At 71.0% G+C, this 26269-nt stretch carries 27 protein-coding genes; 11 read left to right on the top strand and 16 right to left on the bottom strand.

The features are described from left to right. Together ACWGQ1_RS00395 and ACWGQ1_RS00390 are read left to right on the top strand one after the other, a co-directional pair. The coding region (locus ACWGQ1_RS00395) for an ABC transporter permease subunit (RefSeq protein ID WP_452312124.1) at window positions 1-983 on the top strand (983 nt) is incomplete at its 5' end. Between the two features lie 2 nt (window positions 984-985). Then, window positions 986-1912, top strand: coding sequence for a carbohydrate ABC transporter permease (locus ACWGQ1_RS00390; protein WP_205814344.1), 927 nt, complete (start codon window positions 986-988; stop codon window positions 1910-1912). A 15-nt stretch (window positions 1913-1927) separates the two neighbouring features. Here the strand turns inward: ACWGQ1_RS00390 and ACWGQ1_RS00385 are convergent, their stop codons facing one another. Then, complete coding sequence (locus ACWGQ1_RS00385; RefSeq protein ID WP_247638084.1) at window positions 1928-3094, bottom strand: ROK family protein; 1167 nt, start codon at window positions 3092-3094, stop codon at window positions 1928-1930. A gap of 118 nt (window positions 3095-3212) precedes the next feature. On the opposite strand from ACWGQ1_RS00385, the gene ACWGQ1_RS00380 reads away from it, so the two are divergent. From ACWGQ1_RS00380 to ACWGQ1_RS00370, 3 genes are all read left to right on the top strand, one after another. After that, entirely contained in the window at window positions 3213-4301 is a 1089-nt protein-coding gene (locus ACWGQ1_RS00380) for an ROK family transcriptional regulator (protein ID WP_452312123.1), read from the top strand. 109 nt (window positions 4302-4410) lie between these two features. Then, entirely contained in the window at window positions 4411-5004 is a 594-nt protein-coding gene (locus ACWGQ1_RS00375; protein ID WP_452312122.1) for a short chain dehydrogenase, read from the top strand. Window positions 5005-5054: 50 nt separating this feature from the next. Then, window positions 5055-6755 (top strand): long-chain-fatty-acid--CoA ligase, encoded by a 1701-nt coding sequence (locus ACWGQ1_RS00370; RefSeq protein WP_136033323.1) that lies wholly within the window; start codon window positions 5055-5057, stop codon window positions 6753-6755. A gap of 2 nt (window positions 6756-6757) precedes the next feature. Here ACWGQ1_RS00370 and ACWGQ1_RS00365 read toward each other — a convergent pair whose 3' ends face one another. Next, window positions 6758-7057: a chorismate mutase gene (locus ACWGQ1_RS00365; protein ID WP_136033320.1), complete on the bottom strand. Its 300-nt coding sequence runs from the start codon at window positions 7055-7057 to the stop codon at window positions 6758-6760. Between the two features lie 62 nt (window positions 7058-7119). Here ACWGQ1_RS00365 and ACWGQ1_RS00360 point away from each other — a divergent pair, with 62 nt between their 5' ends. From ACWGQ1_RS00360 to ACWGQ1_RS00350, 3 genes are all read left to right on the top strand, one after another. Further along, a complete protein-coding gene (locus ACWGQ1_RS00360) occupies window positions 7120-8349 on the top strand; it encodes an AI-2E family transporter (protein WP_136033318.1) in 1230 nt (409 codons plus the stop codon). 220 nt (window positions 8350-8569) lie between these two features. Then, window positions 8570-9067: a hypothetical protein gene (locus ACWGQ1_RS00355; RefSeq protein WP_136033316.1), complete on the top strand. Its 498-nt coding sequence runs from the start codon at window positions 8570-8572 to the stop codon at window positions 9065-9067. A 35-nt stretch (window positions 9068-9102) separates the two neighbouring features. Beyond that, a complete protein-coding gene (locus tag ACWGQ1_RS00350; protein ID WP_136033314.1) occupies window positions 9103-9435 on the top strand; it encodes a hypothetical protein in 333 nt (110 codons plus the stop codon). 86 nt (window positions 9436-9521) lie between these two features. On the opposite strand, the gene ACWGQ1_RS00345 is transcribed toward ACWGQ1_RS00350, so the two are convergent. The 11 genes from ACWGQ1_RS00345 to ACWGQ1_RS00295 form a co-directional block, all read right to left on the bottom strand. Beyond that, complete coding sequence (locus ACWGQ1_RS00345) at window positions 9522-10439, bottom strand: ABC transporter substrate-binding protein (RefSeq protein ID WP_136033312.1); 918 nt, start codon at window positions 10437-10439, stop codon at window positions 9522-9524. A 73-nt stretch (window positions 10440-10512) separates the two neighbouring features. Further along, the gene (locus tag ACWGQ1_RS00340) at window positions 10513-11238 is read right to left on the bottom strand and encodes an ABC transporter permease (RefSeq protein ID WP_136033310.1); all 726 of its coding nucleotides are present in this window, start codon (window positions 11236-11238) and stop codon (window positions 10513-10515) included. Beyond that, window positions 11235-11927: an ABC transporter permease gene (locus ACWGQ1_RS00335; RefSeq protein WP_136033308.1), complete on the bottom strand. Its 693-nt coding sequence runs from the start codon at window positions 11925-11927 to the stop codon at window positions 11235-11237. The genes ACWGQ1_RS00340 and ACWGQ1_RS00335 overlap by 4 nt, the downstream gene beginning before the upstream one ends. Next, on the bottom strand, window positions 11924-12784 hold the full coding sequence (locus ACWGQ1_RS00330; protein ID WP_452312121.1) for an ABC transporter ATP-binding protein: 861 nt from the start codon (window positions 12782-12784) through the stop codon (window positions 11924-11926). The genes ACWGQ1_RS00335 and ACWGQ1_RS00330 overlap by 4 nt, the downstream gene beginning before the upstream one ends. A gap of 40 nt (window positions 12785-12824) precedes the next feature. Beyond that, on the bottom strand, window positions 12825-13127 hold the full coding sequence (locus tag ACWGQ1_RS00325) for a DUF427 domain-containing protein (RefSeq protein ID WP_136033303.1): 303 nt from the start codon (window positions 13125-13127) through the stop codon (window positions 12825-12827). A 135-nt stretch (window positions 13128-13262) separates the two neighbouring features. After that, window positions 13263-14696, bottom strand: a complete 1434-nt coding sequence (locus ACWGQ1_RS00320) for an FAD-dependent oxidoreductase (protein ID WP_452312120.1) — start codon at window positions 14694-14696, stop codon at window positions 13263-13265. A 154-nt stretch (window positions 14697-14850) separates the two neighbouring features. After that, window positions 14851-15426 carry a biotin transporter BioY gene (locus ACWGQ1_RS00315; RefSeq protein ID WP_366627299.1) on the bottom strand — a complete coding sequence of 192 codons (576 nt, stop codon included), beginning with the start codon at window positions 15424-15426 and terminating at the stop codon, window positions 14851-14853. Window positions 15427-15500: 74 nt separating this feature from the next. Then, window positions 15501-16667, bottom strand: coding sequence for an alcohol dehydrogenase catalytic domain-containing protein (locus ACWGQ1_RS00310; RefSeq protein ID WP_452312119.1), 1167 nt, complete (start codon window positions 16665-16667; stop codon window positions 15501-15503). Window positions 16668-16764: 97 nt separating this feature from the next. Next, complete coding sequence (locus tag ACWGQ1_RS00305; RefSeq protein WP_452312118.1) at window positions 16765-18162, bottom strand: MFS transporter; 1398 nt, start codon at window positions 18160-18162, stop codon at window positions 16765-16767. 68 nt (window positions 18163-18230) lie between these two features. Continuing rightward, window positions 18231-19334 carry a lactonase family protein gene (locus tag ACWGQ1_RS00300; RefSeq protein WP_247638076.1) on the bottom strand — a complete coding sequence of 368 codons (1104 nt, stop codon included), beginning with the start codon at window positions 19332-19334 and terminating at the stop codon, window positions 18231-18233. Window positions 19335-19350: 16 nt separating this feature from the next. After that, window positions 19351-20637, bottom strand: a complete 1287-nt coding sequence (locus ACWGQ1_RS00295) for an adenylosuccinate synthase (protein ID WP_136030841.1) — start codon at window positions 20635-20637, stop codon at window positions 19351-19353. A 218-nt stretch (window positions 20638-20855) separates the two neighbouring features. Here ACWGQ1_RS00295 and ACWGQ1_RS00290 point away from each other — a divergent pair, with 218 nt between their 5' ends. Continuing rightward, complete coding sequence (locus tag ACWGQ1_RS00290) at window positions 20856-21551, top strand: Pr6Pr family membrane protein (RefSeq protein WP_136030835.1); 696 nt, start codon at window positions 20856-20858, stop codon at window positions 21549-21551. Window positions 21552-21559: 8 nt separating this feature from the next. Here ACWGQ1_RS00290 and ACWGQ1_RS00285 read toward each other — a convergent pair whose 3' ends face one another. From ACWGQ1_RS00285 to ACWGQ1_RS00275, 3 genes are all read right to left on the bottom strand, one after another. Beyond that, on the bottom strand, window positions 21560-21937 hold the full coding sequence (locus ACWGQ1_RS00285; RefSeq protein WP_168387299.1) for a type II toxin-antitoxin system VapC family toxin: 378 nt from the start codon (window positions 21935-21937) through the stop codon (window positions 21560-21562). Beyond that, window positions 21934-22200: a hypothetical protein gene (locus tag ACWGQ1_RS00280; RefSeq protein WP_136045860.1), complete on the bottom strand. Its 267-nt coding sequence runs from the start codon at window positions 22198-22200 to the stop codon at window positions 21934-21936. The genes ACWGQ1_RS00285 and ACWGQ1_RS00280 overlap by 4 nt, the downstream gene beginning before the upstream one ends. Window positions 22201-22457: 257 nt before the next feature. Beyond that, complete coding sequence (locus tag ACWGQ1_RS00275; RefSeq protein ID WP_452312117.1) at window positions 22458-23885, bottom strand: FAD-dependent oxidoreductase; 1428 nt, start codon at window positions 23883-23885, stop codon at window positions 22458-22460. Between the two features lie 214 nt (window positions 23886-24099). Between ACWGQ1_RS00275 and ACWGQ1_RS00270 the strand changes: the two genes are divergently transcribed. Together ACWGQ1_RS00270 and ACWGQ1_RS00265 are read left to right on the top strand one after the other, a co-directional pair. Beyond that, window positions 24100-25029, top strand: a complete 930-nt coding sequence (locus tag ACWGQ1_RS00270) for an EamA family transporter (protein ID WP_452312116.1) — start codon at window positions 24100-24102, stop codon at window positions 25027-25029. Window positions 25030-25154: 125 nt separating this feature from the next. After that, a complete protein-coding gene (locus ACWGQ1_RS00265) occupies window positions 25155-26261 on the top strand; it encodes an AAA family ATPase (protein WP_205812810.1) in 1107 nt (368 codons plus the stop codon). Window positions 26262-26269: the final 8 nt, after the last annotated feature.

Genomic DNA, 26269 nt, shown 5'->3' with positions numbered 1-26269 from the left:
TGGGTCCCCCAGAGACCAACCCCAAGACCCCTCCAACTTTTGCGGGGCCCACACCCCCCCCCCCCCCCACCCCCGACGCCGGGGCCGCCGGTCGCGGCCGCCCCGGCGGACGGGACCTCCTCCAGGCGCTGCCCTGGATCGCACCGGCACTGGTGCTCATCATCGGCGTGGTGCTGTTCCCCGCCGGCGTCATGTTCTTCAACTCGACGCGCGACATCTCCCTCTCCGGGCTCGACAAGGGCTCGGTCGGCTTCGACAACTTCGTCACCGTGTTCACGTTCGCGGAGTTCTGGCCCATCTTCTTCCGCACGATCGTGTGGGTCGTGTCGGTGGTCGCGCTCACCGTGGTGATCTCGCTCGGGCTCGCGCAGATCCTCAACAAGGCGTTCCCCGGGCGCCAGCTCGTGCGCATGGCCGTCATCGTGCCGTGGGCGGCCTCGGTCGTGATGACGACCATGGTGTTCTACTACAGCCTCGAGCCGTACTTCGGCATCTTCAACAAGTTCCTCTACGACATCGGTCTCTCCGACGACGCGGTCGGCTACGGGTGGACGAAGAACCCCGCGACCGCGTTCACCTGGTCGATCGTGATCGCCGTGTTCGTGTCGCTGCCGTTCACCACGTACACGATCCTCGCCGGGTTGCAGGCCGTGCCCGCCGACGCGATCGAGGCCGCGAAGATGGACGGCGCCGGTCCCGCCCGCACCTACTGGTCGATCGTGCTGCCGCAGCTGCGCAGCGCCCTCGCCGTGGCGATCCTCATCAACATCATCAACGTGTTCAACTCGCTGCCGATCCTCAAGGTGATGACCGGGTCGATCCCCGGCTACGGCGCCGACACGATCATGACCCTGATCTTCAAGTACATCGAGCTGCAGAAGAAGGTCGACGTCGCCAGCGCCCTGTCCGTCGTCGCCTTCGTCATCGTGATCGTGATCGTCGCGGCGTACGTGAAGATCGTCAAGCCCATGAAGGAGGTCTGATCATGACCGTGACCGAGACCGCCCTCGTGACCACCGCCGACTCCCGTGGTCGCCGCACCCCGCCGATCCCCGGCCGTCGGCGCCGCTACACCGCCGACCAGGTGTCGCTGCCGCGCGTGATCCTGCGCACGGCCGCGGGGTTCCTCGTGCTGGCGATCTTCGTGCTGCCGTACCTCGTGATGTTCTTCGGCTCGGTGAAGACCAAGGCGCAGATCCGCTCGGTCGACCCGACCTACCTCCCGACCGAGTGGCACTGGGAGAACTACCTCACGATGTGGTCGACGCCCGAGACGCCGCTGCCGTACAACCTGGTGTCGACGATCGTCATCTCGGTGTTCGCGACGCTGCTCGTGCTGCTGGTGTCGCTCCCGGCCGCGTACTACACGGCGCGGTTCACGTTCCCCGGCCGCATGGTGTTCCTGTTCCTCGTGATCGTCACGCAGATGCTGCAGCCGGCCGTGCTCACGTCGGGTCTGTTCCGGCAGTTCACCACGCTCGGCCTCGGCGACACGTGGGCCGCGATGATCTTCATCAACGCCGCGTTCAACCTGTCGTTCGCGGTGTGGATCATGCACTCCTTCTTCGCGGGCATCCCCAAGGAGGTCGATGAGGCGGCGCAGATCGACGGCGCAGGACGCCTGACGGTGCTCTTCCGCATCAACCTGCCGCTCGTGTGGCCGGGCATCGTCACCGCGATCGTGTTCACCTTCGTGGCCTGCTGGAACGAGTTCGCCGCGTCGCTCGTGATCCTGTCGACCGACAAGAACCAGCCGCTGTCGGTGGCGCTGACGAAGTTCGTGGGTCAGTACGAGACCAGCTGGCAGTACGTGTTCGGCGTCTCGATCGTCGCGATCCTGCCGGTGATCATCCTGTTCATGCTGATCGAGAAGCGCCTGGTCGGCGGCCTCACCGCGGGCAGCGTGAAGTAGCCCGCGCGGGCGGGTTCAGGGGCGGGGGGCCGCGGCGGCGCGCAGCTGCTGCGGACTCCAGCGCACCCCGAGCGCGGCGGTGAGCGCGGCCTGCGCGGCACCGGCGGAGAGCGGGACCCGGGGGTCGGCGTAGCGGATGGGCGGCTGCTGGGTGCCACGCGCCGGATAGCCGGACTCCTCCCGCACGCGCTCCAGGAACCGGGGTCCCAGCTCGGTCGCCGGACCGCCGATCACGACCTCGATCGGGTCGAGCAGGGCGCTGATCAGCTTGACCGCACGGGCGAGCGCACGGGCACCCTCGTCGATCTGCCCCTGGTCGGCGCGGGCGACGAGGGCGCGCACGGCCGGGAGGTCGAGCTCGTCGGTGAAGTCCTCGCCCAGCATGGGCCCGAGCGCGGCGGCGGACTCCAGGCACCCGCGCTGGCCGCACCGGCACGGGCGCGCGGCGTCTCCGAACACGACCTGCACGTGCCCGATCTCGCCCGCACGGTCGCGCGGCCCCGGGGCGAGCTCGCCGTCGAGGGTGACCGCCGCACCGACTCCGCCGCCGAGGTGCACGAACAGCCGGTAGCCCGACGGCGTCTCGTCCATCCCGGCCTCGGCGATGGCCTCCGCGTCGACGTCGTTGAGCAGCAGCACGGGCGCGCCCGCGATGGCCTCGAAGCGCTCGGCCAGCGGCACGTCCTGCCACTCCAGCTGCACGCTCTCCAGCACCGTCCGCCCGTCGGTGGTGCCGGGCAGCTGCACGCCGACGGCGAGGAGCCGGGCGCCGAAGCGGGCCGCCGCCTCGGCCACCGTGTCGTCGAGCACGCGGTCGCGCGTCGCGGGGGTGTAGGCGACCGTGCGTGCGTCGAGCGCGGTCCCGTCGAGCGCGACGAGGGCGACGTGCGCGCTGGTGGGCTGCACGACGAGCACGAGGATCAGGTGGTGGGCGCCGTCGACGCTCAGGGTGGTGGCGCGTTTGCCGCCGGTGCTGACGGCCTGCTCGCCCTCGACCACCAGCCGGCTGTCGATCAGCTCGGCGACGAGCGAGGAGGAGGTGGCGGCGGTGAGCCCGGTCGCCCGGGCGATGCCGGCGCGGGTCTGGGTGCCAGACGCCTGGAACACGAGCTGCAGGGCTCGACGCAGGTTCGCACGGCGGACGGCGGCCTGGGTGTCCAGCGCGTCGTCGGTGGTGAACATGCTCACGGTCCCCCGGGGGTGGGTGCGGTGATTGACAGCGCGCACAGCGCTCCGTACGCTCGACCCAGTTAGTTTATTCATTAAACTTAGTCGTCCGGGCGGAGCGGGGAGGAACGACGTGCACTACCCCCAGATCCTAGAGCGCCCCGGCGACCGGGCACGAGTCTCGGCACCCACCCACGCGCGCGCCATCCGTGAACGCAACCGCGCCCTCGTGCTGCGCACCCTCATGGAGCAGGCGGCGGCGAGCCGCGCCGACCTGTCCCGCCTCACCGGGCTCGCCCGGCCCACGATCTCCGAGGTCGTGCGCGACCTGCTCGACGACGGCGTGATCCGCGAGAGCGGCATGAGCCAGGACGCCCGTCCGGGGAAGCCGGCCGTCATGCTCGAGTTCGACCAGCGCGCCGTGCAGGTGATCGCCCTCGACCTCAGCACTCCCGGACGGATCACCGGCGCCCTCGCGACCCCCGACGGCCGCATCGACCACCGTGCCGACCTCGCGGTGGACGACGCGGATCCCACCGCGATCGCCGCCCTCGCCGTCGACCTGGCCGGGCGTGCGAGCAGCGCCCCGCTCGGCATCGGCATCGGCGCCCCGTCCGGATCGCCCGCTCTGCTCGGCCTCGGGCCGCGTCTGGCCGACGACCTCGCCCTGCCGGTGCACGTGTTCGACGACGCCGACCTGGTCGCCGACGCGGAGCTGCGGTTCGGCGCGGTCGGCACCGACTTCCTGCTCGTGCGCCTCGGCGGTCGCATCGGCACCGCGATCCGGGTGGTGGGCGACGACGGCGCGCCCGTCGAGCGGTCGATCGGCGCCCGCGAGCTCGCCCATGTGGTTGCCGGCGGAGACCCCGGCGACCGCTGCCTGTGCGGTCGCGACGGCTGCGTGCACGCGTGGGCGTCGACGCCCGCGCTGCGCCGCCGTCTCGACGAGCCCGGCGCGGACCAAGACGCGGTGCTCGCCGAGGCCGGGGCGCGACTGGGCACCTCGCTCTCCGTGATCGCCGCGGCCGTCGACCTTCCGTCGATCCTGCTGAGCGGACCGTCCGACATCGCCACACCCGCGTTCGTCGAGGCCACGGCGACCGCGGTCCGCGCGGCGTCGCACCCCTCGCTCGGGCCCGCGGTCGCCTCCAGCACGCTCGACGACGCGGTGCTGCGCGGGGCCGCCGCCCGCGTGGTCGCTGCAGCGTTCAGCCCCCGCTGAGCCCGTCCCGCCGACACCCTGGCCCTCGCGGACCCTCCCGTCGCGAAGGGTGCAAGACTCGAGCGGTGCGCGTCTGCGCGCGGAAGCAAGCGACCCCACGGAGGCACCCATGAAGGCACTGGTGATCGGCGCGACCGGCAGCATCGGCGGCGTGGTGGCCGCGACCCTGGAGACCCGCGGCCACGAGGTGATCCGCGCTTCCCGCAGCGGCGATGAGCGCGTGGACGTGACCGATCCGTCGTCGATCCGCGAGCTGTTCGCGCGCGTCGGACGCGTCGATGCGGTCGTGGTGGCGGTCGGCTCCGTGCCGTTCCGGCCGCTCGGCGACCTGAGCCGCGACGACTACCTCGCGGCGTTCACGGGCAAGACGCTCGCCCAGCTCGACGTGGTGCGCGAGGCCCTTCCCGTCGTCGCCGACGGCGGCTCGATCACGCTGACCAGCGGGGTGCTCGCCCGGGAGCCCCTCGCCACCGGGGCCGCCGCCGCGATGGCCAACGGCGCCCTGGAGTCGTTCGTGCTCACCGCCGCCGCCGAGGCGCCGCGCGGCATCCGCATCAACGCCGTCTCCCCCGACGTGCTCGCCAACTCCCCCGGCTACTTCGACAGCTTCCCCGGCCACCGCCCCGTCACCGACGAGGAGGTGGGTCGCGCCTACGTGCGCGCCGTCGAGGGCGTCATCACCGGACGTGTGCTCGCGGTCTGACCCCCGTCAAGGGGGCCGCGCCATGCGCGCGCGTGACGCAGGATGAGAACATGACCGACTCCCGTCTCTCGACCCGCCCCTGGCTCGCCGCGTACGCGGAGGGCGTCCCCGCCGAGATCGACGAGCCGACACAGACGCTGCCGCAGATGATGACGGCGAGCGTCCGCCGGTACGGCCGCCGTCCCGCGCTGGAGTTCTTCGGCGCGGTGACGACCTACCGCGAGCTCGGCGCGCAGATCGACCACGCGGCGGAGGGTCTGCGGCGCCTCGGGGTGAGCGCCGGCGACCGGGTCGCCCTCGTGCTGCCCAACTGCCCGCAGCATGTGGTCGCGTTCTACGCCGTGCTCCGCCTGGGCGCCATCGTCGTCGAGCACAACCCGCTCTACACCGCCCGCGAGCTGCGCCACCAGTTCGAGGACCACGGCGCCCGCGTCGCGATCGTGTGGGACAAGGTCGCCGACACGATCGACGGCTTCCCCGACGACGTGCGCGTCGACCACATCGTGAGCGTCGACATCACGACCGCGATGCCGTGGTCGAAGCGGTTCCTGCTCCGACTGCCCCTTCCGAAGGCCAGGGAGTCGCGGGCCAAGCTCACCGCCGCACCGCGCGCACGCCACGTACGGCCGTGGAAGGGGCTCCTCGGTCACGGCCGCATCTCCCGCCGCGTGCCGGCGCCCGCACTCGGCGACACCGCGCTGCTGCAGTACACGAGCGGGACGACGGGCACCCCGAAGGGGGCGATCCTCAGTCATGCGAACCTCCGCGCGAACGCGATGCAGGGTCGCGCCTGGGTGCCGGGACTGCGCGACGGGGAGGAGACGTTCTACGCCGTGCTGCCGCTGTTCCACGCCTACGGCATGACGCTGTGCCTCACCTTCGCGCTCAGCATCGGCGCGACCGTGGTGCTGTTCCCCACGTTCGACCTGGGCCTGGTGACGACGGCCGCCCGCACGCGCCCGCCCACGTTCCTGCCGGCCGTGCCGCCCATCTACGACCAGCTCGCCCGGGCGGCCGGACGCGGCACCATCGACCTGTCCCGCGTGCGCTTCGCGATATCCGGGGCGATGAGCCTGCCCGTCGCGACCGTGCGGCGCTGGGAGGACGCGACCGGAGGACTGCTCGTGGAGGGGTACGGCATGACCGAGGCGTCTCCCGTCGCGCTCGGCAACCCCATGGGACCCACGCGACGACCGGGCACCGTCGGCGTGCCGTTCCCCAGCACCGAGATCCGGCTCGTCGACCCCGACGACCCGGAGAAGGACGTCCCCGCCGGCGAGCGCGGGGAGCTCTTGATCCGCGGTCCCCAGGTGTTCCAGGGGTACTGGCAGCGCCCCGGCGAGACGGCCGAGGCCCTCCTCCCGGGCGGTTGGCTGCGCTCGGGCGACATCGCCGAGGTCTCGCCCGACGGGTTCGTGACGATCGTGGACCGCCGCAAGGAGCTCATCATCACGGGCGGCTTCAACGTGTCGCCCAGCGAGGTGGAGGATGCGCTCGACGCCCACCCCGATGTCGTGGCGGCCGCGGTCGTGGGCCTGCCGCGGTCGAGCGGCGGTGAGGAGGTCGCGGCGGCCGTGGTGTTCCGTGAGGGTGCGGTGCCGGACGTTGAGGCGCTGCGCGACTTCTGCCGCACCCGGCTGACCGCCTACAAGGTGCCGCGCCGGATCGTCGCGGTGGATGAGCTCCCGCGGTCCCTCATCGGCAAGGTGCTGCGGCGCGAGGTGCGCGACCGGATGCTGCGGGACCGCTGAGGTCAGCGGCTCTCGGCGGCCTCGGTGTGGTGGCGGATGACCTCGGCGACCACGAAGTTGAACCACTTCTCCGCGAACTCGGGGTCGAGGTGCGCCTCTTCGGCGAGCGCGCGCAGCCGGGCGACCTGCTGCTCCTCGCGCTTCGGGTCGGACGGGGGCATCGCGTGCTCGGCCTTGAGGTGCCCCACCTGCTGCGTGGCGCGGAACCGCTCGGCCAGCATGAAGATCAGCGCCGCATCGATGTTGTCGATGGTGGCGCGCAGACGGAGCAGCTCGGCCTTCGGATCCTCTACGGCGGTCATCCCCCCACTCTAGGGGCGAGGGGCACCCCTGACCGGCGGGGGTCCAGCGCTATCGTGTGCACATGAGCAACGACGAGTCGCCGGCCCCCGCCTCCCACGACGACGCGCTCCCGCAGCCCTCGGACGCGGCCCCGGCACCCGTCGATGCCGCGCTCCCCGGACCGCCCGACGCCGCGGCTCCCGCGACCACCGCGACCCCGCCGCGTCCGGTGGTGATCGAGCCGACCACACCCAGCCGCTCGTTCTGGACACGCATCGACCGGCCGTTCGTGTTCGGCTTCCTGGTCACCCTGGGCGGTCTCGGCGCGTTCGTGATCGGCCTCGCCCTGTGGAACCTGTCCACCGTGCTCATCTACATCGCGCTCGCCCTGTTCGGCGCGCTCGGCCTCGATCCGGCGGTGCGCTTCCTGGAACGGCGCGGCCTCTCCCGGGCCATCGCCGTCGTCATCACGATCGTCGCCCTCATCGTGGTCTTCGGTCTGGTGCTGTGGATGATCATCCCGATCGTCGTCGACCAGATCGCCGAGTTCGTCCGGTCCGTCCCCGGCATGGTCCAGGACTTCACCGGAACCGACCTCTACAAGACCCTCAACGACCAGTTCGGCGACCAGTTCCAAGACCTCGTCGGCGAGGTGCAGAGCTTCCTGTCCGACATCGGCAACCTCGCCACCATCGGCGGCGGAGCCCTCGCGGTGGGCGCCTCGATCGCCTCCGGCATCTCCGGCGCGATCGTGGTGCTGGTGCTAACGCTCTACTTCCTCGCGACGCTCCCGGCCATGAAGCAGGGTCTGCTGCGCCTGGCGCCCGCGCGCGACCGGGACCGCGCGAGCGACATCAGCGAGCAGATCACCGACTCCGTGGGCGGCTACGTGATGGGCATGGTCGTGCTGGCGTTCTGCAACGCGACCCTCGCCCTCATCCTGTACGCGGTGCTCGGCCTGCCGTTCCCGCCGCTCATGGCCGCGATCGCGTTCTGCGTGACGCTCATCCCCCTCGTCGGCTCTGTGCTCTTCTGGATCATCGGCACGGGACTCGCGCTGTTCACCAACCCGATCGCGGCGCTGATCTTCGCCGCGATCTACCTCGTCTACATGCAGATCGAGGCGTATGTGCTCACCCCGCGGGTCATGAACCGCGCCGTGGCCGTGCCCGGCTCGCTCGTGGTCATCGGGGCGCTGGCCGGCGGCACACTGCTCGGTCTGCTCGGCGCCCTGGTCGCTGTGCCCGTGACCGCGTCGATCCTCATCATCATCAAGCAGGTCCTGGTTCCCCGCCAGGACGCCCGCACCTAGCCTCGACGGTCGGCGGGTGTCATCCGGCTCGATGCAGTCGAGACCAGCCATCGACTGTGCGGCACGGCGATGTGCGGCTACCACAGCACTCGGACGTGCGGAACTCGATGCGGTTATTCCAGGGATACGGAGTTGAACGCGGATCCGGTCCCGAGCGAGCATCGCGTGGAATCGGTGCGAGTGCGCCATTGGCGGGGTTCAACGGAGAACGGAGACCGTCATGCGAAAGAAGAAGTATCTCGGATACAGTGCCGCCGTCGCGGCGCTCGCGTTGGGAGGGATTGCAATCGGTCAGGCTGCGGAAGCATCCGTCTATCGATACACCGTAATTGGTAAGACCTCGAGCACTTATGTCCGCGGAGCCCAGATCGGCGCTTGCCAGATTACGACGGACGGTGGCACCTGCACTGTTTCTCAAGGTAAGACCGCAACGCGCAGTATCCAGCTGAGTCTCGGCGCCAGTCGCGCGGAAGTTTCTGCGGGGTTGAGCATCAGTTCGTCGAACGCCGTGACAACATCAGTAAGTTGCACGTCGCCGGCGCTCAAAGCAGGACAGATCTGGCGGGCACGCGCACTTGGCACCCAGTATCACTATCGGCTTCAGAAGCAGCAGGGGTACAAGCCAAGAGTCGGACCTACTCGTTGGCAGACAGTAGGAACCAGCGAAGCATTGACTGCTTACGATCCCTATAGCACGGTCATCTCTTGCGGTCTGTGAAACAAGGCGCGGCAAGGCTCGGAGGTCTGGCGGCGGTGGCGGTTCTCCTGAGTGGGTGCACGGCGACCGCTCTGGACGCCAGCGATGTCGTGGGGAAGACGTTGGCCGAGGTGACCGCGGCCGTCCCTCACGACGCCGAGTTCCTCATCCAGGACGCATCACCCAGGATCGGAGAGGCGGCTTCGTTCTCTCAGGACCAACCAGGGAAGTCGTGGACGGTGGTGGCCAGCTGCGCCGACGCCGAGAGCATCCCGGACGCGAAGTCCGTGGAGGTCGCCGTCATCCCGACGAAGAAGTTCGATGCCGATGCTGCCGCCTCCGGGAAGTTCGACGATGCCGTGAGTTGCGACGGCAGGGACTATCGCTGATCAACCGTCGCGTCGAACGTCGACTCACGCACGCACACGAAAGCGCCCGGCCCCGCGAGGGACCGGGCGCTTCCGTCGAGCTCAGCTCAGGCGAGGTCGTTGTCGGCCAGCCACTGCTTCGCGATCTCCTCCGCCGACTTCTTGTCGACCGTGCTCTGCACGTTGAGGGCCACGAGCTCCTCGGCCGTCAGCTTCTCGCTGATGCCGTTGATCACGTCGGCGATCTCGTCGGCCACATCGCTCGACGCGATCGGCACGACGTTGGACGCCAGGATGATGTTCTCCGGGTCTTCCAGCGACACGATGTCCTCGGTCTGGAAAGCCGGGTCGGCCGAGTAGATGTCGGCCACCTGGATCTCACCGGCCAGCAGCGACTCGAGCGTGGTCGGGCCCGTGGCCGAGAACGCCAGGTCCACGCCGTAGACCTCCTTGGCCTTCGCGGGGCCGTAGGGGCGCTGCTCGAACTCCGGCGCCGCGCCGATCGTGACCGGGGTGGTGACCTTCGACAGGTCGGCGATCGTCGTGAGGCCGTTCTCCTCCGCGAAGCTCTTCAGCACCGTGTAGGTGTCCTGATCGGTCGCCTCGGCGTAGTCGAGGGCGGTGAGGCCGTCGGGCAGGGTCTCCTGCAGTGCGGCGTAGACGTCTTCCGGGCTGGTGGCGGTGGCGTCCTTGTCGAGGTACTCGAGCAGGTTGCCCGTGTACTCCGGGAACAGGTCGATCGCGCCGGACTCCACGTCGGGCATGTAGGCGTCGCGCTGACCGATGCTGAACTTGCGCTCGACGGTGAAGTCGGCCGCCTCCAGCGCCTGGGCGTAGATCTCGGCGATGATCTCGTTCGAGTAGTACGCCTGCGAGCCGATCACGATGGTGTCGCTGCCACCCGAACCGGAGTCCTCCGTGGGGGTGTCGAGCGGGTTGCTGCTGGTGCAGCCGGCGAGGACGAGCGCTGCGGCGATCGCGGCGCCGCCGGCGAGGGCGAAGCGGGACGTGCGTGCGGTGAACATGGGACTTCCTCTTCTCTGGGACCTGCGGATGCTGTGGTTCGGACGGATGCTGTGGCCTCGGTGGCGCTGTGGTTCAGGCGGTCGCCGGAGCGGGCGCGGCGACGGGCGCCTTGGCCCGGCGACGCTGCGGACGGGTGCGCACGCCGCGCGGGACGGCGGCGTGCTGCGCGAGGGCGAGCAGGAGGTCGACGATGAGGGCGAGCACCGCGACGAGGATCGCGCCGCCGAGCACCTGATCGAAGCGGCGCAGGGGGATGCCCTGGATGATCGGCCAGCCGAGACCGCCCAGGTTCACGTAGGCGGCGATCGTGACCGTGGCGATGACCTGCAGGAGCGCCGAGCGCAGGCCACCGACGAGCAGCGAAAGCCCGAGCGGCACCTCGACCTTCCAGAACACCTGCCACTCGGTCATGCCCATGGCCCGCGCCGCGTCGAGCACCCGGCGGTCGATGGCCTCGAGTCCGGTGTACGCGCCCGCCAGCAGCGACGGGATCGCGAGCAGCACGAACGTGATGATCGCCGCGAGCGGGGTGCGCAGCACGCCCAGCAGCAGCACCAGGAGCACCATGAGGCCGAACGACGGGATGGCGCGCGCCGCTCCGGAGACCGCGACGGCGATCTCCCGACCGCGACCCGTGTGCCCGATCAGCCACCCGAGCGGCACGGCGATCACCGCGGCGATCACCACCGAGACGACCGTGTAGAAGATGTGCTGCCCGAACAGCACCGGCAGCGAGTACGCGCCCTGCCAGCGGTCGGGCGAGAACAGCCACGCGAAGGCCTCCGCGAACAGGTTCATGCGGCCGATCCGATCGCCGCCGTGCGGCCGACCGCCGCCTTCGTCGCCGTCTTGGTGACCGCTCTCGTCCAGGGCATGAGCGCCCTGCCGACCAGGAGGAGCAGCAGGTCGACGATCAGGGCGATCACGACGACCGCGACCACGCCCGCGAAGACCTCCTCGATGATGCGGCGCTGCAGACCGTCGGTGAACAGGTACCCGAGGTTGCGCACGCCGATCAGGATGCCGACCGTGGCGAGCGAGATCGTGCTGACGGCCGTGACACGCAGCCCCGCCAGGATCACCGGGCCGGCGAGCGGGAACTCGACAGCCCAGAAACGACGGAACGGTGCGAAACCGGTCGCGGTGGCGGCCTGCCGCACGTCGTCGTCCACCGAGTCGAGGCCGTCGGCGACCGCGCGCACCAGGATGGCGACCGCGTAGATCGTGAGGGCGATCACCAGGTTCGGCTCGCTGATCGCGGAGTAGCCCAGCACCGCGGGCAGGAGGATCAGCAGCGCGAGCGAGGGGATCGTGTACAGCAGGCCCGTGAGCGCGATGATCGGGCCGCGCACCAGGCGGTAGCGCCAGGCCACCCACCCGAGCGGCAGCGACAGCACGAAACCGAGCACGATCGGCACGACGCTCTGCCGCAGATGCGCGACGGTGAGGTCGAGGATCAGGCCGAGGTTGTCGACCGCCCAGTTCACGGGGCCGCCTTCGCCGCGGCCGCCTCGTCGACCACGTCGTCGGGGGCGTCGACGATCGCGCCCTGGGTGCGGCCCTCGGAGTCGACCACGACCGTGCCGCGCGGCGTCTGCTTGAGGTGCAGCGCCCGGCGGCCACGGTCGGCGCCGATGAACGCGGAGACGAACTCGTCGGCCGGATTCTCGATGATCTCGCTCGGGCTGCCCACCTGCACGACCCTGGCGCCCTTGTCGAGGATGACCACCTGGTCGCCCAGCAGGAACGCCTCGTCGATGTCGTGCGTGACGAACACGACCGTCTTGTCGAGCTCGTGCTGAAGCCGCAGCGTCTCCTGCTGGAGGTCGGCGCGCACGATGGGATCGACCGCGCCGAAGGGCTCGTCCATCAGGAGGATGTTCGGGTCGGCGGCGAGACCGCGGGCCACGCCGACGCGCTGCTGCTGCCCGCCCGAGAGCTGGCTCGGGTAGCGGTCGGCCAGAGCGTGGTCGAGGCCGACCGTGGTCATCAGCTCGCGCGCCCGCTCGTGCGCCTCCTTGCGCTTCACGCCGTTCAGGCGCAGCACGGTGGAGACGTTGTCGATCACGCTGAAGTGCGGCATGAGGCCGGAGTTCTGCATGACGTAGCCGATGCGGCGGCGCAGGGCCACCGCATCGCCGGCGAGCACGCTCTCCCCGTCGATCTCGACCTCCCCCGACGTGGGCTCGACCATGCGGTTGATCATGCGCAGCAGCGTGGTCTTGCCGCAGCCGGACGAACCGACGAACACGGTGGTCTTGCGCGACGGCAGCACCAGGCTGAAGTCGTTCACCGCGAGCGTCCCGTCGGGGAAGCGCTTGGTGACGTTGCGGAACTCGATCATGAGGGGTTCTCTCCGACGGTCGTGCGGGCGAGGGCGCGGCTCAGGCCGACACCTCGACGCCCGGGGCGAAGGCGACGTAGCCCGAGAAGTCTTTTCCGACGCGGTCGAACGCCGACGGGTACGGGTGCGGGTACGACCAGGCGAGATCCTTGTGCAGCTCTCCGTCGGCCTCGATGGAGTAGTACTGGCACTCGCCCTTCCACGGACACGTGTACGGCGTGGGGCTCTCGACGAGCACGTCGGGCGAGACGGATGCGGGCGGGAAGTACCAATTGCCCTCGATGCGGATGAGGTCGTCCTGTGCGGCCTCGGCGATCACGGTTCCTGCGAGTACAGCCTTCATGGTCCTGCCTCCTCGGATGTGGGTTCGAGCGTATAAGACGCGTCCGACATCGGGTGATGCCTTGCGCGCGGGGTCGTCAATATGAGAAACAATCCGGATCGTGTTCGGTGCGCTCGCGGGATCGGATTGCCCGGCTCACGCCGAGTCGCGCCCGTAGCCCTCCAAGAGTCGCAGCCAGATCTCGCTGATGGTCGGGTACGAGGGCACCGCGTGCCACAGGCGCGCGATGGGCACCTCGCCCACGATCGCGACGGTCGCGGCCTGCACGAGCTCCGCCACCTCCGGGCCGACGAAGGTCGCCCCGATCACGACGTCGCGGTCGGTGTCGATCACGAGTCGCGCCTGCCCGGCGAACCCATCCTCGTACAGGCTCGCGCCGGCGACCCACCCGAGGTCGTAGTCCACGACCTGCACGGCCGTGCCCGCCTCGCGCGCCGCGGCCTCAGTGAGTCCGACGGAGCCGACCTCCGGGATGGAGAAGGTGACCTGGGGGACCGCGGCGTGATCGGCCGTCGCGGCGTGCCGGCCCCACGGGGCGTCGTCGACCTCGCCGCCGTTCGCCCTGGCTGCGATCACGTCGCCCGCCGCCCGCGCCTGGTACTTGCCCTGGTGGGTCAGCAGCACCCGCCCGTTCACGTCGCCGACCGCGTACAGCCAGTCCACCCCGGGCACCCGCAGCGTGTCGTCGGTCTCGATCCAGCGTCCGGGTTCGAGCCCCACGACCTCCAGGCCGATATCGGCGCTGCGCGGCGAACGGCCGGTCGCGACGAGCACCTCGGCGGCCGTGACCTCCTCGCCGCTGTCGAGCGTGATGGTCACGCCGTCGTCGCCGCGGCGCACCGTCGTGGTGCCGGTGTTCGTGCGCACGTCGACGCCGAGCTCTTCGAGGCCGGCCGTCACGCGCTGCCCCGCGAACGGCTCCATGCCGCCCAGCAGCCCGCTGCGCGCGAGCAGGGTCACGCGCGAGCCGAGGGCGGCGTACGCCGTGGCCATCTCGACCGCGACGACACCGCCGCCGATCACCGCGAGGCTCTCCGGCAGCTCTTCGGCGCTGGTGGCCTCGCGACTCGTCCACGGGGAGGCCTCGCGGAGCCCGTCGATCGGCGGGATCACGGCGTCGGAGCCCGTGCTGATCGCGACCGCGTGCCGGGCCCGCAGCACCCGGGTGCCGCCGTCGGCGTCGGTCACGGTGACCTCGCGCTCGCCCGTGAGACGCCCGTGGCCGCGCGCCAGGTCGATGCCGGCCGACTGCAGCCACGACACCTGCCCGTCGTCCGACCAGTTGCTCGTGAAGCTGTCGCGGCGCTCGAACACGGCCCGCACGTCGAGCGTGCCGGTCACCGCCTGCGACGCCCCGGCCACATGCTGCGCCGCCCGCAGCGCCTGCGCCGAGCGCAGCAGCGCCTTCGACGGCATGCACGCCCAGTAGGAGCACTCGCCGCCCACCAGTTCGCTCTCCACGATGATGGCGGTGAGCCCGCCCTGCACGGCCCTGTCGGCGACGTTCTCGCCCACCGGTCCCGCACCCACCACGATCAGGTCGTACTCGTCGGTCTTGTCGGCAGTCATGCGTCGCACCTCTCCGTCGCCCGTGTCAGGCAAGTCTTGCTCATGACGAACGTCGAGTCACGGGCGCGTTGTTCCCGCCGCGCCGAAACTCCCCGGAGCACTCCGGTCGCGTCGGCAGGCGACGGCGACCGGAGCGTCGGAGCGGGTGGCGGCGTCAGGCGACGGCGGCGCGCTCGCGCGCGTCCGCGAACGCCCGCGGGTACGCCCGGCGCAGCGCCACCACGATCAGCGTGGCCGCGGCGACCTTGATCAGATCGCCGGGGAGGAACGCGAGGGCCGACAGCGCCGTGAGGTCGAGCGGCACTCCCGTGACGAGGGCCTGGACGGGGATGCCGAACGCGTACACCACGAGCACCCCGCCGACGAGCGCGGAGAGCGCGACCCGCCACCACGCCGGGCGACCGGTGCGCAGGACGAGCCCGATCACGACGACGCCCGCGATCCAGCCGAGCATGTACCCCGCGGTCGGCCCCACGAACACGCCGACGCCGCCGCGTCCGCCCGCGAGCACCGGCAGGCCGATCGCGGCGAGCGCGAGCACGACCAGGATCGACAGCGGGGCGACGCGCGGCCCGAGGACGAGTCCGGCGAGCATCACGCCGAGGGTCTGCGCGGTGATCGGCACCCCGCCGGGCAGCGGCACGACGACCGTGCCGAGCACGATGATGAGGGCGGCGAAGACGGCGATGCGGCCGAGCGTCGCACCGGTGTCGCGGGAGGTGGGGGTCATCGGGTGTCCTTCCTGAACGGTGTTCACCTGAACACCGTTCAACAGAGTAGGGAGGCCGATGCCCTCCGCGCAAATCACTCCGCGTCGGGAACGAGCACGACCTTCCCGCGCTGACGGCGATGCTGGATGGCGTCGTGCGCGGCGGCGGCATCGGTCAACCGGAACACGTCGACGGGCGGGTCGACCCGCCCGCCGGCCACGGCCGCGAGGGCCGCCGTCTCGAGCGCCCGGAGGTCGGCGATGGCCCGGCCCAGCGGCACGGTCACGGTGAGCGAGTTCTGCACGATGTCGTCGCCGTCGACACGGAGGAGTTCGCCGCTCGACCATCCGATGACCACGACGCGGGAGCCGCGCCCGAGCGACTCGAGCGCCGCGCGTCCCGTCGGACCCCCGACCCCGTCCAGCAGGACCGTCGGCACCGCGCCGTCCAGGAGGCCGGTCAGACGATCCGGCCACGCGTCGTCGGTCGCATCGAGCGGCAGCAGGCGCCCGGCCGAGTGCTCGACCCGACGCCCGAGCTGCGCCACCACCGCGCGCTTCGCCTCGCCACCGTGGAGCGCGACCACGGTCGCCCCGACCGAGAGCGCGAGCTGCGCGACCTGGCTGCCCAGTCCGCCCGAGGCACCGGTGACCAGGACCACGTCGTCCGCGCCGATCTGCGCCGCCTGCCACACGAGCTGCGCCGTGCGCCCGCTGCCGATCGCCGCGACCGCCTGCGGGAACGGCACGTGCGCGGGCACCGGGTGGAGCGCAGCAGCCGCCGCGAGGGCGAACTGCGCATACCCGCCGCTGCGGAAGCCGACGTGCGCGACCACCCGCGCGCCGAGAAGGTCGGCGTCGACGCCCGCACCCACCGCATCGACGATCCCCGCGACCTCGCGCCCCGGGGTCATCGGCAGCACGGGGCGCGGCATCGACGGGGGCGCCGCGTCGCGCCGGATATCGAGGTCGACCGCGTGCACGCCCGCCGCCGCGACGCGGATGCGCACCTCGCCCTCGCCGGGCTCCGGTACCGGCACCCGTTCGATCCGCAGCACGTCGGACTCGCCGAACTCGCGCTGCACGATCGCCGCCATCGTCGCCACCGGCGCCGCGCCGTCTCCACCCCGCCGAGCGGCCGTCGTCTCCACACCCGTCACGTTGCCGCCCCTCACATCCGTGCCCGTACCCGTCGTCTCCACACCCGTCACGTTCCCGCCCCTCACATCCGTGCCCGTCGTGCCCGTACCCGTACCCGTCATGTCTGCACTCCTCCCGCTTCCGCCTGCCATCGCTTCTCCCGCTCTCCCCGATCCCGCGCATCCCGAATCCGCCGTGCGGAGGATCCGGGTCGCCAGATCACGCGCGCGCCTCCGTGCTGGCACCCCCGGCGCGAACCCTCGGCGCGAGCATCGCCGCTGCCAGCGCGAGCAGCGCCGCCAGCGCGAACACACCGAGGAAGGGATCGGCGGCGGCCAGCGCGAGGAAGACCATGCTCGTCACCGCGAGGGCCAGCGCGCTGCCGAACGAGTCGGCCACCGTCATCGCACCGCTGTTGAACCCCTGCGTCTCCGGGGTCGACAGGGCGAGGGTGAGCGCGCTCGACCGCGGACTCATCAGGCCCATCCCCGCCCCCGCCACCCCCCAGGCGGCCGCGATCAGCACCGCGTCCGCCTCGAACGCGGTGATCGCGACCGTCAGCAGGATCCCTCCGAGCACGAGAGCCGTCCCGAGGCGCACCGCGGTCACGCTCGACAGCCGCATGCCCATCCGCCCCTGCACGGTCGCGGCGAGCGACCACGCGAGGGCGCCGCCGGTGAGCGCGAGCCCGGCGACCGTCGGCGTCAGGGCGTAGCGGTCGGTGAGCAGATACGGCAGATAGATCTGCGCGCCGAAGAACGCGGCAGCGGCGAGGCCGCGCACCAGGATCACCGACGGCAGGCCGCGCACCGCCCGCAGCGTTCCGCGCGGGACCAGAGGTCGTACGGCGATGAGCGCCACGACGACCGCGATCACGGCCAGCACCGGGCCGACGCCGGGCACGTCGCCCACCAGGTTCAGGGCGAGCACCGCGACCGCCGCCAGCACCGACCAGCCGAGCCGGGCGACCGCCCACGGCGTCGCCGCGTCACCCTCGTTCGACAGCCCCCGCAGCGCCGGCACGATCATCAGCAGCGCGACGAGCACGAGCACGACGACGCCGAGGAAGACCCAGTGCCAGCTCCACAGCTCGGTCACCGCGCCCGCGATCGTGGGGCCGATCAGCGAGGGGATCACCCACGCGGCGGCGAACCCGGCGAAGATCGCGGGGTGCAGCGCCTGCGGATAGACCCGGGCGACCACCACGTACAGCGCCACCATGAGCCCGCCGCTGCCCAGGCCCTGCGCGAACCGGCCGGCCACCAGCACCTCCATGCTCGGCGCGAGTCCCGCGATCAGGAGGCCGACCACGAACAGCGCGATCGAGGAGTACAGCGGGGCGACCGGACCGCGTCGATCCGCCCAGTTGCCCGCCGCCACCATGCCGATCACGCTCGTGGCGAGCGGTCCGGCGAAGGCGAGCGCATACAGCCGCTCGCCGTCGAGGTCGGCGCTCACGGCGGGCATCACCGTCGTCACCGCCAGCGACTCGAACGCGCCGAGGAACACCAGGGCGCACGCGCCGATCGTGATCCACACGTACTCGCCGCCGAGGATGCGGGGGGTGGGTGGCGTGGGTGGCGTGGACGGCGCGGCGCGCCCGGTCTCGGTGGTCATGAGGTCGACCGTAGAACCTCAAGTTTCCTTGAGGTCAAGCGGATGACGCGCATCCGCGACGCATCGGCTCAGCGCAGCGGGAGGATGCTCGTGGGCGCCGGGGCCTGCGCCTCATGCCGCACGCCGAGCGGAGCACCCGTGCGCTCGTCGAGGTCGAGCAGCGTCACCGTGTCGGAGCGCTGCCCGGCGACGAGCAGCTTGCCCTGATACACGAGGTGATGGCGCGGCCAGTCGACTCCGGAATCGGCGAGCGCCACCGGCTCCAGCGCCTCCCCGCTGCCGCGCACACGCAGCGCCGCGATCGTGTTGCTGCCGCGCAGCGCCGTGTACAGGAACTGCCCGTCGCGCGTGCGGGCGAGCTCGGCGGGGAAGTCACTGCCGACCTGCGCCACGGGGCTCGCGGTCGTCGCCGACACCACGCTCCAGGTGCCGTCGGCCGCCGCCGCCAGGGTGAACACCTCGCACGAGTACTCCGTGACCACGTGCAGGTGCCCGCTCGGATGCACGACCATATGACGCGGTCCCGTGCCCTGCGGCAGCACGACCTCCTGGTCGAGCGTCAGCCCGCTGCCGGTCAACCGCCAGAACCGCACCAGGTCGAAGCCGAGATCGGTCGTGACCACGCGGCCGTCGGGCAGGAACGCGGCCGAGTGCGCGTGCGAGGCGCGGTCCGGTCCGCCGTAGGGGTCGGTCGCGGCCACACCGTCGCCCGCGGGGGTCGCGGGGGCGGCGTCGGGGTCGCCCTCGCCGAACAGCGCCGCGCGCAGTGCCGCCGCCGCATCCTCCTTCGCCGGCACGAGCCGTCCGTCCGCCGCGATGCCGAACCGCACCACGCGTCCGTCGCCGTAGCAGCTCGCGATGAGGGTCTGCCCGTTCGGAGACACCGCGACGTGGCACACGCCGTCGCCCGTCGCCACCGGATCGCCCAGGGGCGCGAGGGCCGTGTCACCCGTGCGCGCGAAGGCCTGCACGGCCGCATCACCCTCCAGCGCCGCGTACACCACGTCGAGACCCGGGTGCTGCGCGAGCCACGACGGCGACGGGGTCGCCGTCACCGCCCCGCGATACGCGAGAGTGCTCGCCTCACGACCCTCGTCGCCCGCGAGCACGCCGATGCCCTCGGCGGAGCCGTCCATCGCGGGGCCGTAGCCGCCGAGCCAGAAGCGCGTCACGGTCGTCTCCCCTCGATCAGTCGAGCAGATCGTGGCGCACGATCACCTGGTCGCGCTCGGGGCCCACGCCGATCACCGAGATGCGCGTGTTGCTCATCTGCTCCAGCGCCAGCACGTAGTCCTGCGCCGTCTGCGGCAGGTCCTCGAAGGTGCGCGCGGTCGAGATGTCCTCGCTCCAGCCGGGGAAGTACTCCAGGATCGGCTTCGCGTGGTGGAAGTCGGTCTGGTTCACCGGAACCTCGTCGAAGCGCTCCCCGTCGACGTCGTAGGCAACGCACACCGGGATCTGCTCGAGCCCGGTGAGGATGTCGAGCTTGGTCAGCACGAGGTCGGTGATGCCGTTGATGCGCGTGGCGTAGCGGGTGATCGGCGCGTCGTACCAGCCGACGCGGCGCGGCCGCCCGGTCGTGGTGCCGAACTCGAAGCCCTGCTTGCGCAGCCACTCGCCCTGCTCGTCGAACAGCTCGGTCGGGAACGGGCCGGAGCCCACGCGCGTCGTGTACGCCTTGACGATGCCGACGATGCGGTCGAGCGCACCGGGACCGACACCGGAACCCGTCGAGGCCCCACCGGCCGTCGCCGACGACGACGTGACGAACGGGTAGGTGCCGTGGTCGATGTCGAGCATGGTGGCCTGGCCGCCCTCGAACACCACGACCTCGCCGCGGTTCAGGGCCTGGTCGATGAGGTAGCCGGTGTCGGCGACCATCGGGCGCAGCCGCTCGGCGTACGACAGCAGGTCGTCGACGATCTCGTCGCACGTGACGGCGCGACGGTTGAAGACCTTCACCAGCAGGTGGTTCTTCTGGTCGAGCGCGCCCTCCACCTTCTGGCGCAGGATGTTCTCGTCGAACAGGTCCTGCACCCGGATGCCGACGCGGTTGATCTTGTCGGCGTACGCGGGACCGATGCCGCGGCCTGTCGTGCCGATGTTGCGCTTGCCGAGGAAGCGCTCGGTGACCTTGTCGAGCGTGCGGTGATACTGCGTGATGATGTGCGCGTTCGCGCTGACCTTGAGGCGCGACACGTCGATGCCGCGGGCCGACAGGGCCTCGAGCTCCGAGAACAGCACCTCCAGGTCGATGACCACGCCGTTGCCGATGACCGGGGTGACCCCGGGCGACAGGATGCCGGAGGGCAGCAGGTGCAGCGCGTACTTCTCGTCGCCGACGACCACGGTGTGCCCGGCGTTGTTGCCGCCGTTGAACTTCACCACCCAGTCGGTGCGCTCACCGAGAAGATCGGTGGCCTTGCCCTTTCCTTCGTCGCCCCACTGCACGCCGACGATCACGATTCCTGGCATGGGTTCTCCCCTGCTTTCGCCGGGTTTGCACCGGCCGATGAGCTGGCCCTCTTCGGGCGTCCCCATCCTATCGGGCGGCCTCCGACACCCCTCCGGCCCTCGGCCTCCGGAGCGTGCGGGATCGGGAAGGCACCTCCGCTGGCCCTCGACCGCCCGTTTCCGATCCCGCACGGGCCGTCACGACGACCGTGCCGCTACAGTGTGCGACGGAGGTCGGTATGACACGGTGGTGGCCCTACGCGCGGCTCGCGGCATCGGCTCTCGCCGTGGCGGCCATCGTCGCCCAGCTCCTGCGCACGCTGGAGATCGCGCGCGACGCCGACACCGCGTGGGGCGGCCACCTCCCCACCGTGATCGCGAACTTCTTCAGCTTCTTCACGATCGAGTCGAACGTGCTCGCGGCGGTCGCCCTCGCCGCCGGGGCCGTGTGGGCGCTGCGCCACCGCGACACGACCGACCCCGAGCCGCGCTGGCTCGCGGTCCTGCTGATGTGCGCGAGCAGCTACATGATCGTGACCGGCGTCGTCTACAACACCCTCCTGCGCGGCATCGCCCTGCCGCAGGGTGCCACGGTCGCGTGGTCGAACGAGGTGCTGCACGTGGTGATCCCCCTGCTGATGCTGCTCGACGTGCTGGTCGCCCCGCGTCGACGCGCACTGCGGTGGAGCGCCGTCGCGGTCGCGGCGGTCTTCCCGATCGTCTGGGTCGTGTACACCCTGGTGCGCGCGAACCTCGTGGTCTCCCCGGGGACGGGCGAGCACTGGTGGTACCCCTACCCGTTCCTCAACCCGCACCAGCCGGGCGGCTACGGGACCGTGGCGCTGTACGTGTTGCTGATCGCCGCGATCATCCTCGCCACCGCCGCACTGGTCGTGTGGGTCGGCCGCCGACGGGGTGTCGTCCGCGCGCAGTGACGGCGCGGTCAGTCGAGCGCGTGTCCGCTGCGCGCGGCGGCCGCGGCCAGCTGACGGTCGAACGTCGCGAGACGGCATCCGTGATGCACGGCCGTGGCGAGCACACACGTGTCCGGCATCTTCAACCGGTGCTCGGCGCGCAACCGTGCAAGAGCCAGCGGCTCGTCAGGGCCGAGGGCCGCGACCTCGACGCCGATCTCTTTCAGGTCGTCCCAGGCCTGAGCCTCGCGACCGACCCTGGCCGGCCCGACCAGCACTTCGGCGAGCGTGAGCGGATGCACCAGGTACGGCGGCGGCGTGCGCTCGAGCATCTCCAGTGCCGCCCGGTGGTGCGCGTCGCGGTCGTCGAGCAGACCGATGAGCACACCCGCGTCGACGACGATCACTCGTCCCAGCCTTCGCGGACGCGCTCCAGGTAATCGTCGCCGTAGACACCCGAGTACCGTCCGGCGAGAGAACGGAGTCGCTGCGCCCGCCGGGCATCACCCTCATCCGCGTGCTCTTCGACGGCGCGGGCGCCCTCTTCGAGAAGGAGGAGGATCAGGGCACTGTCGCGCTCCTCCTCCGGCCACCGCCGTCGTGCCACGTCAAGGGCGCGGGCGACCTGCGGCGTGTGCGTGATGTTGGTCCGCGGGTGCTTGGTCGGCATGCGTCAAGTGTAACACCAGCAGTCTGCGGTGTAACACCGACGTCGACGAAAGCGGACATCACCCGGGTGATCGCCCGCCGCTGATCTTGTGGAGCGCGTGACCCGGTGTCACGCTACCCCTGTCGCCACCGAACCGTTGGGTGCAGCGGACGGTGGCGTCGGGCTCCGCCCTTTACCCCGCCAAGGACGGCACCCGACGAGGTGCTCTCGCGCCGCCCAGGGGGCTGATCGTCGCGAGAGCACCCCGACGAATCCGATCAGGCGGGCAGCAACGCCTCGCGGTCGTCGTCGTCCGCCGCCGCGTCGCCGGTGAGCAGCGCCGCGCCACGGGCATCCGGGTCCACGTCGAGGTAGCGGTCGAGCGAGTCGTCGAGCTCCTCCAGCCAGGGCGTGTGATGCACGGCGGCGAGGGTGCCCGTCATGACCGAGGCGTACACGCGGTCGCGGTACCCCATGATGTCCGCCTTCTTGTCGCGCTTCCACGCCAGGAAGATCTCGACGACGCGGTCGAGGTCGAACGCCGGATAGTCGGTGCACTCCAGGAGGTCGCGGATGTAGTCCGCCTGGAAGCGGATCTCGGTCGCCGCCGAGTCGATCCGGTCGAAGCGCTCCCGCCACTGCGCGATCGAGGCCGCCCGCTCCGCCTCGTCGGGGAGCTCGATGCGACCGAGGATCACGTCGCGCACGAACCACGCCTGCGCGTCGAACATGTTGAACGTGAACCACTGATCCTGCGCGCCCAGGTACGCCAGCCGCGGGTTCTGCTGCCACAGCACACCGCGGTAGAGCCCGTCCGGGTAGACGTTGTTGGGCGACGACAGTGCGAGGTCGCCCGGGAGGAAGGGGTACCGGTGCAGGTAGCCGGTGCAGAGGATCACCGCATCCACGCGCGTGGAGGTGCCGTCGGCGAAATGCGCCACGCTGCCGTCGAACCGTTGCACGACCGGACGCTCCTCGAAGCCCTCCGGCCAGTCGTACCCCATCGGCGCGGAGCGGTAGCTGGCGGTGACGGAGCGGGCGCCCATCTTGAACGCCTGGCTGCCGATGTCCTCCGCGGAGTAGCTCGACCCGATCACGAGCACGTCGCGGCCGGCCAGCGCTTCGGCACCGCGGAAGTCGTGCGCGTGCGAGATCGATCCGGGGAAGGTCTCGATGCCGTCGACGTGCGGCACGTTCGGGAGGGAGAAGTGCCCGCTGGCCACCACCACGCGGTCGAACTCCTCCGTGGTTGTCGCTCCGGTGGGCAGGTGCTCGCTGGTGAGCGTGAACACCTCGCGCTCCTCGTCGAACTCCACCCAGCGCACGGCGGTCTGGAAGCGGATCAGGTCGCGCACCCGCGTCTTCGCGAGGCGTCCGGCGATGTAGTCCCACAGCACGGGGCGCGGCGGATATGACGAGATCGGACGGCCGAAGTGCTCGTCGAAGGTGTAGTCGGCGAACTCCAGCGCCTCCTTCGGGCCGTTCGACCACAGGTTGCGGTACATGCTGGAGTGCACGGGCTCGCCGAACTCGTCCAGTCCGGTGCGCCAGGTGTAGTTCCACTGGCCGCCCCAGTCGGCCTGCTTCTCGAAGCAGACCAGGTCGGGGATGTCCGCCCCCGCACGGGCCGCGGACTCGAAGGCCCGCAGCTGTGCCATCCCCGAGGGGCCGGCACCGATGATCGCTACTCGTTCACTGTTCGTCACGTATGGTCCTCACACTCGTCGTCATGTATCGGGCGCAGCCGTATCCGGGTGAGGAGGACAGTCCTTCTCCGGGGGGAGCGGAACGCTCGACCTGCCCGGACAGTGGCTGCTCTTCGACGTTAGCAGTGCCCCACCGGCGGCCTGGCGGGAAAGCGACGACGGCTGTCGCTCCCGAGGATCGCCCGCTGTCGGAGGCCGGTGGGAGGATCGGACGGTGCCGCACACCCCCACGCCAGAGCCCACGGTCGAGCAGCGCGCGCCCGGCCGCCGTCAGGGCGTGCTCGTCCTCCTCGCCGCCGTGGTCACGGTGGTGCTGTGGGCCTCGGCGTTCATCGGCATCCGCGGAGCGGGCCCGCACTACGACCCCGGTGCGCTCGCGCTACTGCGCATGGCCGTCGGCACGCTCGCGCTGACGGTGATCGCGCTCCGCCACGGCATCCGCCTCCCCGACCGGCGGCAGTGGCTGCTCATCGTGCTGTGGGGCGTCGGCTGGTTCTGCGTGTACAACCTGGCCCTGAACAGCGCGGAGCGCACGCTCGACGCGGGGACGGCGGCGATGGTGGTCAATCTGGCTCCGCTCATGGTGGTGGTGTTCAGCGGACTGTTCCTGCGGGAGGGCTTCCCTCGCCCGCTGATCATCGGCGCACCCATCGCGTTCCTCGGCGTGGTGCTGATCGGCATGAACTCCACGAGCAGCACCGGTCCGGACATCACCGGGCTCCTGCTCGCTCTGCTGGCCGCGGTCATGTACGCCGGATGCACGCTGCTGCAGAAGCACCTGCTGAGCGGGGGTGCCGACGCGACCACGCTCACGTGGCTCGGCGCGGCCGCGGGCACGGTCGCCCTGCTGCCGTGGATCGGTCCGCTCGTGGCCGACGTGCAGTCCGCGCCCCTCGACGCGACCCTGTGGGTGGTGTACCTGGGCGTGTTCCCCACGGCGATCGCATTCACCACCTGGGCGTACGTGCTGCAGCGCAGTACCGCGGGCAAGACCTCCGCCACGACCTACGTCGTCCCGGCGCTCGCGATCCTGATGTCGTGGATGATCCTGGGCGAGGTGCCGACGCCGCTCATGTTCGTCGGTGGCGCCCTGTGCCTGCTCGGGGTGCTCATCACGCGCCTGCGCTGGCGCCGCGCCCGCTGATCCGCGGGTTCCCCGAGGCCGACGCCGCCCTGTTCGGCGGGCGCGCGTCCCGTCGTTGCGATTACGCTGGTCGGCGGAGGGGCACGACGTGGTCCCGCGTGTGAACGAGGGAGACGAACCGACCGATGACCGAGCCCGACGCGCAGACTCCGCCGACGATCTCCGCACCCCCGCCCCCGCCCGCTCCCTCCGCCGCGACCTCGCCCGCCGCCACCCCGGCTCCGACGCCCGCGCCCGGCGAGAAGCCCGCACCCACCGAGGCCGAGATGGCCCGCGCCACCGGCGTGCTGAAGACCATCTCCGACGCGTACTCGGCGAAGATGGTCGGCCAGGAGCGCCTGCGCACCAGCCTGCTCGTCTCGCTCATCGCGGGCGGCCACATCCTGCTGGAGAGCGTGCCGGGTCTCGCGAAGACCACCGCCGCGAGCACCCTGGCCGACACCGTGAAGGCGCAGTTCAAGCGCATCCAGTGCACGCCCGACCTGCTGCCCAGCGACATCACGGGCAACCAGATCTACGACGCCGCGACCGGCACGTTCCGCACCGTGCTCGGCCCCGTGCACGCCAACTTCGTGCTGCTCGACGAGATCAACCGCTCCAGCGCCAAGACCCAGAGCGCGATGCTCGAGGCGATGCAGGAGCACCAGACCACGATCGGCGGCGAGATCCACCCGCTGCCGAAGCCGTTCCTGGTGATCGCGACGCAGAACCCCATCGAGCAGGAGGGCACCTACGAGCTGCCCGAGGCGCAGATGGACCGGTTCCTGCTGAAGGAGATCGTCGAGTACCCGAGCCCCGCCGACGAGTTCGAGATCCTCAGCCGCATCGACTCCGGCGTGCTCGACCCCGACCGGCACGTGTCCAGCGCCGTCACGCTCGACGACGTGCACCTGCTGCAAGACGTCGCGAGCCGCATCTACGTCGACCCCGCGATCCGCAACTACATCGTGTCGCTCGCCTACGTCACCCGGAATCCGGCGCCGTACATCGGCGAGGAGCGCGCCCGCTACATCAAGTACGGCGCCAGCCCCCGCGCGAGCATCGCGTTCCTGCAGGCGTCGCGGGCCCTCGCCCTCCTGAACGGACGCGCGCACGTGCTGCCGGAGGACATCCGCGCCCTCCGGCACCTCGTGCTGCGCCACCGCGTGCTCCTGACGTTCGAGGCCGACGCCGAGGGCATCCGCAGCGAGGAGATCATCGACCAGATCTTCGCCTCGGTCCCCACGCCCTGACGCACCGC

The sequence above is a fragment of the Microbacterium sp. NPDC055599 genome (genome assembly GCF_053618975.1).
The sequence above is the reverse complement of the archived record's forward strand: the minus strand, read 5'-3'. Positions and strand labels throughout refer to the sequence as shown.

Coding starts and splice junctions, on each gene's coding strand:
- ACWGQ1_RS00370 (WP_136033323.1), top strand. CDS start 5,055: ATGACCGACTCCCGTCTCTCGACCCGCCCCTGGCTCGCCGCGTACGCG.
- ACWGQ1_RS00330 (WP_452312121.1), bottom strand. CDS start 12,784: ATGATCGAGTTCCGCAACGTCACCAAGCGCTTCCCCGACGGGACGCTC.
- ACWGQ1_RS00310 (WP_452312119.1), bottom strand. CDS start 16,667: ATGACGGGTACGGGTACGGGCACGACGGGCACGGATGTGAGGGGCGGG.
- ACWGQ1_RS00340 (WP_136033310.1), bottom strand. CDS start 11,238: ATGAACCTGTTCGCGGAGGCCTTCGCGTGGCTGTTCTCGCCCGACCGC.
- ACWGQ1_RS00355 (WP_136033316.1), top strand. CDS start 8,570: ATGCGAAAGAAGAAGTATCTCGGATACAGTGCCGCCGTCGCGGCGCTC.
- ACWGQ1_RS00265 (WP_205812810.1), top strand. CDS start 25,155: ATGACCGAGCCCGACGCGCAGACTCCGCCGACGATCTCCGCACCCCCG.
- ACWGQ1_RS00345 (WP_136033312.1), bottom strand. CDS start 10,439: ATGTTCACCGCACGCACGTCCCGCTTCGCCCTCGCCGGCGGCGCCGCG.
- ACWGQ1_RS00325 (WP_136033303.1), bottom strand. CDS start 13,127: ATGAAGGCTGTACTCGCAGGAACCGTGATCGCCGAGGCCGCACAGGAC.
- ACWGQ1_RS00290 (WP_136030835.1), top strand. CDS start 20,856: ATGACACGGTGGTGGCCCTACGCGCGGCTCGCGGCATCGGCTCTCGCC.
- ACWGQ1_RS00320 (WP_452312120.1), bottom strand. CDS start 14,696: ATGACTGCCGACAAGACCGACGAGTACGACCTGATCGTGGTGGGTGCG.
- ACWGQ1_RS00365 (WP_136033320.1), bottom strand. CDS start 7,057: ATGACCGCCGTAGAGGATCCGAAGGCCGAGCTGCTCCGTCTGCGCGCC.
- ACWGQ1_RS00360 (WP_136033318.1), top strand. CDS start 7,120: ATGAGCAACGACGAGTCGCCGGCCCCCGCCTCCCACGACGACGCGCTC.
- ACWGQ1_RS00375 (WP_452312122.1), top strand. CDS start 4,411: ATGAAGGCACTGGTGATCGGCGCGACCGGCAGCATCGGCGGCGTGGTG.
- ACWGQ1_RS00315 (WP_366627299.1), bottom strand. CDS start 15,426: ATGACCCCCACCTCCCGCGACACCGGTGCGACGCTCGGCCGCATCGCC.
- ACWGQ1_RS00390 (WP_205814344.1), top strand. CDS start 986: ATGACCGTGACCGAGACCGCCCTCGTGACCACCGCCGACTCCCGTGGT.
- ACWGQ1_RS00305 (WP_452312118.1), bottom strand. CDS start 18,162: ATGACCACCGAGACCGGGCGCGCCGCGCCGTCCACGCCACCCACGCCA.
- ACWGQ1_RS00280 (WP_136045860.1), bottom strand. CDS start 22,200: ATGCCGACCAAGCACCCGCGGACCAACATCACGCACACGCCGCAGGTC.
- ACWGQ1_RS00385 (WP_247638084.1), bottom strand. CDS start 3,094: ATGTTCACCACCGACGACGCGCTGGACACCCAGGCCGCCGTCCGCCGT.
- ACWGQ1_RS00295 (WP_136030841.1), bottom strand. CDS start 20,637: ATGCCAGGAATCGTGATCGTCGGCGTGCAGTGGGGCGACGAAGGAAAG.